Below are 5383 nucleotides of genomic sequence, written 5' to 3' on the forward strand. Positions count from 1 at the left end.
CGGGGTCGCCGGAGCAATCTACTACTCGTGGAGACGGGCGTAACGACGATGCCGGTCATCAGCTTCGATGCGGTCCGGAAGGTCTACCCCCTCCCGGGGGGCGACGTTGTGGCGCTGGACGGCGTCGATCTCGCGATCGAGAAGGGCGAGTTCGTCCTGATCATGGGCCCCTCGGGGTCGGGGAAGTCGACGCTCTTAAACATCATGGGCTCGCTCGATGTCCCGACCTCAGGAGAGGTCACCATCGCCGGAAAGAAGATCAGCAGGATGAGCGACGATGAACTGACCCTTCTTCGGCGGGATCACATAGGGTTCGTCTTCCAGCAGTTCAACCTCATCCCGCTCCTCACCGTGGTCGAGAACGTCGAGTATCCCCTGATCCTGAAAGGCCGACAGAACGGGGCCCGCAAGCGTGCAGAAGAGGTCCTGCGTGCCGTGGAGCTCGCCGAGACCCACTTCACCCACAAGCCGAATGAACTCTCCGGCGGGCAGCAGCAGCGGGTCGCGATCGCCCGGGCGCTCGTCAACGACCCCGACTTCCTCCTCTGCGACGAACCCACCGGGAACCTGGACTCGAAGACCGGGACCGCGATCATGGCCCTCCTTACCCGGATGAACCGTGAGGAGGGCAAGACCGTCGTCATGGTCACCCACGACCCCCGCATGACGAAGTATGCAGACCGGACGATCCAGCTCATTGACGGGAGGGTGGTGGAATGACCTTCTTTGACCTCGCCCGCCGGAACGTCACCCGCCACTGGCTCAGGTCGACCCTTGCGGTCGTCGGGGTCGTCATAGGCGTCCTCGCGATCGCGTCCCTCGGGATCATGGGCACCAGCATCGGCCTGATGCTTGACGATATGATCTCGGATGTCGGGGATACCGTCATTGTCTCCCCGGCGATGGGCGTGAGCGGGGGCAAACTCACCGAACGGCAGGTCTCCGATATTACCCGGGCGGTCGGCTCGAACGCCGTCGTACCGTACTCATACACCTTCGAGAAGATCTCGGTGGGCGATAAGGAGAGCGCCGTGATGCTGTATGCGATCCCTGCCGAGGATATTCCCTCCCTCCTTGAGGTGAAGTCGGGGGGCTATCCGAAGGATACGGGCGCCGGCTGCCTGATCGGGAGCAACCTTGCTGCAAACAGCAAGGAGAACGGTCTGAAACTCGGTTCCCGGGTCAGGATCGGCGACGAGTACCTCCGTGTGGTCGGCGTGCTTGAGGAGCGGGGGCTCGCGCTCGACATCAGCCCCGACGACGCCATCGTCGTGCCCTATACCTGGTACTCAAGTCATTACGACGAAGAGGATTACGATCAGGTCATCGTGAAGGTCCGCGACGTCGACGATATCGATGCGGTCAAAGCGTCGATCGAGCAGAAATTGAACCGGCGGGAGGAGGTCGTCTCCGTCTCGGATTCAAGGCAGTTCCTCGAGAGCATCACCTCGGCCACCAGTTCGATTGCGGTCTTCCTTGCCGGGATCGGCGCGATATCGCTCCTCGTCGCCGGTGTCTCGATCCTGAACGTGATGCTGATGTCGGTCACGGAGCGGACCAAGGAGATCGGGATCCTCCGGAGCATCGGCACCCGGCGCGGCGAGGTGATGCGGATGTTCATCTATGAGGCCCTCATCCTCGGGCTTGCGGGCTCTCTCATCGGAGGTGCGCTCAGTTTCTGTGCCGGATTCCTGTTGACGGCGGTCTTCGCCGGGAACTCGGCATACCTCTTCAACCCGGCAAGCCTCCTTTACATCGCCTTCGGGATGGGATTCGGCGTCTTTACAAGCGTCGCTTCCGGTCTCTACCCGGCCTGGAAGGCGGCGCAGCTAAACCCCATCCAGGCCCTGCGCCACGAGTGACGGGGGCTACCCGAGACACTCCTCTTTTTGACGCTCAATTCCGTCGCGAAGCGTCTTGATTGCATCTTTAGTCCCCGGGGGCGCACCCGGGAGGAGGGCGAGGTACTCATGCTCCCCCTCGGCGATGAGGAGGGCAACCGGGCTTAAACTGAGCATGGCGCACCCTCCTGCATGGATCACATGTTCCCTGATGACGGGGATGATGCACCGGTCGCCGACCTTCCGCCCGCCGCCGACGACGAGTTCTGTCCTCTCACCCACCCGGAGCACCTCTTCCCGAGAATTGACGGAGCCGGTCCCTGACCGGTCTATCCAGGAGAGCCTGGACGACCGGGATGAGGATCAGGAGCGGGTGGCGGATCTGCGTCCGGAGGGTGAAGGTTCCCGCAAAGACCCTTCGGTTAAAGACCGGGGTCATCACGAAGTCGATCGCCTCGGCCGGCCAGAGGGCGTAGCGGGCGGCGGTGCAGTAGCCGTATATGATCCCGGTATCGGCCGGACTCTCAAGACCGAGGATGATATCGCCCCTGAGCGTCTCTAGATAGAGTGACCGGTAGACTGCGGCGAGGATCTTCTCGAGGTGGGGCCAGAGGTCGGTTGCGGCGCCGAGGTAGTCCGGGATCGGACGCCTCTCCTCGACCTTCTTCTCTTCCTCCTCCGGGGCCTCCGCCGCAAGCTCGCCAAGATCCCGGCTCATCACCCGGCGGCCGAAGAGAAGGATCTCAAGCACCTGCACTTCGTCGTCCACCCGGACCCTCCCGTCCAAAAAGCACCAGGCTACGTCGGCCGTCGCCCGGGCACTCTCCTCACTGCAGTCGGCAACCATCGAGACGGTCACCGGGACCAGGTATAGGGCAAGCAGGACGAGGATGAGGATGACGGCGACGGCAAGCAGGACCAAAAAGAGGAGCGTCGCTGCCATGGAGTGGAGGGGGAGCGGACTTTACGCTCCTTCTTCCCCGGTTACCGGGATCTCTCTTCCTTCTCCCTGGGCTCTCCCCATCCCCCCTCTCTGCTGCATCATCTCCGAGCCCTTCTCAAGGACCTTCTCGACGTGCGGGCCGACGGCCTCGCCGATCGCCGTGACGACCTCGGCGATCTCGCTCTTCTTCTTTAACGAGATCACCTGGACCCCCTCAGGCCCCGGAACGCCCTTGGTGATGATGATCAGGGCAACAGCCGATATGCCGCCGCCTCCCCCGGTCCCGGCTCCACCGTGCTGCTTCCCCTCTCTGAACCCACCGGACCCTTCGCCTGCGCCGAACCCCAATCCGAACTCGGCGACCGGTATGATCACCCGCTCACCTGCATCGACCGGGGCACCGAGGATTGCGCTTGCGCAGAGCGTTCTTGCCAGCTGATCGACGGTTATCTGGAGCATTGATTCGCCAGTCACTCAGTTCACCACAAGCATTTCAGTAACCAGTCTCGTATATAAGGGTTGGGGTTTCCCGCCCTGGATGGATTTGCGCCGAACCAATCGGCCCCGGTGGAGCGGGATGACGGGCCTGCTTTAGAGGAGGTTCCTCCCGCCCACGGCGAGTGCGGCGAGGATGGCGAGACCTAAGATGACCACGAGCAGCCGGCGGATCGTGGGGCCGGAGAGCCGGGCAAGGGCGCCTTTGAGTTCCCCCCGGTAGAGGTAGGCGAAGAGTCCGGTGATCAGGAGGAAGAAGAGCCATTCGCTCGGCTGAGAGAGTTCCCGCATGAGGGCGTCCCACAAAAAGTCATCCGGGGTGCGAAGCAGTGGGATCGGTCCGAGGAACGGCCAGAGCCATCCTGCTGGCCGCAGCCACATCCCATCGAGGATCTGGTGGCTCAGCATCCCTGCTGCCAGTACAAGGAGGCCGATGCTTCGGCGATGGTAGTAGATGAAGAGGCCGGCGATGGCGATGAGCGTGACGATCGTAAGGCCATGGAAGTAGAGCCGGCCGTAGCCCACGGTCTCGGCGAGGATGATATGCCCGAGCGGCTTATCGATCAGGTCGGGGAGGACGCCGCCCAGTGCGCCGAGCAGGACGACCCGCCGGTCTCGGACGATCGCCGCGAGGATGAGCCCTATGAGGACGCCGGCCATGGCATGGGCGAGGAGATACATCGCTCTCCAGTGGCGGGGTGATTATATACTCTTTTTCGTCGGAGATGCTCCGGGGCGGGGCGTGCCCCCTGGTAACTCGATGACCTTTGTTGAACTAAAAAGATCCACAATGTATATATTTGTTCAGAGTACACCAGAATGGCATGCAGACGAAGATCCTCCTTGACGAGGGAGAGATGCCGAAGCGGTGGTACAACATCCAGGCGGATCTCTCCACGCCCCTGGACCCGCCTCTTCACCCGGCCACCGGAAAGCCGGTGACCCCTGATGACCTCCGTCAGATCTTCCCGATGGAGCTCATCCGGCAGGAGATGAGCACGGAGCGCTATATCGATATTCCGACCGAGGTCCGCGATATCCTCACCCTCTGGAGACCGAGCCCACTCTATCGGGCGCGGCGGCTCGAGGCGGCCCTAAAGACCCCGGCAAAGATCTACTACAAGTGGGAGGGTGTCAGCCCCCCGGGCTCGCATAAGCCGAACTCGGCCATCCCGCAGGCCTACTACAACCGCGAGGCGGGAATCGAGCGGCTCGCGACCGAGACCGGGGCGGGGCAGTGGGGATCGTCGCTTGCGTTTGCAACGAGCCTCTTTGATATGGAGTGCACCATCTACATGGTCCGGGCCTCCTACGAGCAGAAGCCCTACCGCAAGGTTATGATGCAGGTCTACGGGGCCGAGTGCATCCCAAGCCCCTCCCCGAGGACCCAGTCTGGCCGGGCGATCCTCGAGCGCGACCCGGATACGCCCGGCTCCCTCGGGATCGCGATCTCCGAAGCGGTCGAGGATGCCGTAAGCCACGAGAACACCAACTACTCGCTCGGCTCCGTCCTCAACCACGTCTGCCTCCACCAGACGGTCATCGGCCAGGAGGCGAGGGAGCAGCTTGCGGCCGTCGAGGCCTACCCCGACGTCGTGATCGGGTGCGTCGGCGGCGGCACCAACTTTGCCGGGCTCTCCTTCCCGTTTGCGGGCGACAAACTGACCGGGAAGCACCCCGAGACAGAGATCGTCGCGGTCGAGCCCGCCGCCTGCCCGTCCCTGACGAAGGGGCTCTACGCCTACGACTTCGGGGACGTTGCGGGGCTGACACCGCTTCTTCGGATGTTCACCCTCGGCCACGACTTCGTCCCGCCCTCGATCCATGCAGGGGGCTTGCGCTACCACGGGATGTCCCCGCTCGTCTCCCGGCTCGTCCAGGACGGAGTCGTGCGGCCGGTCGCCTACCACCAGAACGACGTCTTCTCGGCCGCCGTGCAGTTCGCCCGGACGGAGGGGATCATCGTCGCCCCCGAGGCGGCCCACGCGGTGAAGGCCGCGATCGACGAGGCCCTCAGGTGCCGCAAGACCGGTGAGGCAAAGACGATCCTCTTTAGCTGCTCCGGGCACGGCAACTTCGACCTCTCCTCCTACGAGGCCTACTT

General features: G+C 63.3%; 7 protein-coding genes. 3 read left to right on the forward strand and 4 right to left on the reverse strand.

From position 1 onward, the window contains the following. The first annotated feature begins 48 nt into the window (after nucleotides 1-48). Both ACI94_RS09960 and ACI94_RS09965 read left to right on the forward strand, forming a co-directional pair. Nucleotides 49-720 (forward strand): ABC transporter ATP-binding protein, encoded by a 672-nt coding sequence (locus ACI94_RS09960; protein WP_066958170.1) that lies wholly within the window; start codon nucleotides 49-51, stop codon nucleotides 718-720. Continuing rightward, nucleotides 717-1862: an ABC transporter permease gene (locus ACI94_RS09965; protein ID WP_066957874.1), complete on the forward strand. Its 1146-nt coding sequence runs from the start codon at nucleotides 717-719 to the stop codon at nucleotides 1860-1862. Before ACI94_RS09960 ends, ACI94_RS09965 begins: the two co-directional genes overlap by 4 nt. A gap of 6 nt (nucleotides 1863-1868) precedes the next feature. Here the strand turns inward: ACI94_RS09965 and ACI94_RS09970 are convergent, their stop codons facing one another. The 4 genes from ACI94_RS09970 to ACI94_RS09985 form a co-directional block, all read right to left on the reverse strand. Beyond that, complete coding sequence (locus ACI94_RS09970; protein WP_150468724.1) at nucleotides 1869-2123, reverse strand: hypothetical protein; 255 nt, start codon at nucleotides 2121-2123, stop codon at nucleotides 1869-1871. Beyond that, nucleotides 2116-2784 (reverse strand): DUF2953 domain-containing protein, encoded by a 669-nt coding sequence (locus tag ACI94_RS09975; RefSeq protein WP_066957870.1) that lies wholly within the window; start codon nucleotides 2782-2784, stop codon nucleotides 2116-2118. The genes ACI94_RS09970 and ACI94_RS09975 overlap by 8 nt, the downstream gene beginning before the upstream one ends. A 21-nt stretch (nucleotides 2785-2805) precedes the next feature. Continuing rightward, on the reverse strand, nucleotides 2806-3258 hold the full coding sequence (locus ACI94_RS09980; protein ID WP_224732780.1) for a spore germination protein GerW family protein: 453 nt from the start codon (nucleotides 3256-3258) through the stop codon (nucleotides 2806-2808). Between the two features lie 117 nt (nucleotides 3259-3375). Continuing rightward, nucleotides 3376-3960, reverse strand: coding sequence for a metal-dependent hydrolase (locus tag ACI94_RS09985; RefSeq protein WP_066957865.1), 585 nt, complete (start codon nucleotides 3958-3960; stop codon nucleotides 3376-3378). 143 nt (nucleotides 3961-4103) lie between these two features. On the opposite strand from ACI94_RS09985, the gene ACI94_RS09990 reads away from it, so the two are divergent. Further along, the coding region (locus ACI94_RS09990) for a TrpB-like pyridoxal phosphate-dependent enzyme (RefSeq protein ID WP_286681385.1) at nucleotides 4104-5383 on the forward strand (1280 nt) is incomplete at its 3' end.

This window comes from Methanoculleus sp. DTU007, assembly GCF_001512385.1.
Taxonomy (GTDB): domain Archaea; phylum Halobacteriota; class Methanomicrobia; order Methanomicrobiales; family Methanoculleaceae; genus Methanoculleus; species Methanoculleus thermophilus.

What these genes read in the sequence shown, in the direction of transcription:
- ACI94_RS09960 (WP_066958170.1), top strand. Translation starts at nt 49, where the DNA reads ATGCCGGTCATCAGCTTCGATGCGGTCCGGAAGGTCTACCCCCTCCCG.
- ACI94_RS09965 (WP_066957874.1), top strand. Translation starts at nt 717, where the DNA reads ATGACCTTCTTTGACCTCGCCCGCCGGAACGTCACCCGCCACTGGCTC.
- ACI94_RS09975 (WP_066957870.1), bottom strand. Translation starts at nt 2,784, where the DNA reads ATGGCAGCGACGCTCCTCTTTTTGGTCCTGCTTGCCGTCGCCGTCATC.
- ACI94_RS09985 (WP_066957865.1), bottom strand. Translation starts at nt 3,960, where the DNA reads ATGTATCTCCTCGCCCATGCCATGGCCGGCGTCCTCATAGGGCTCATC.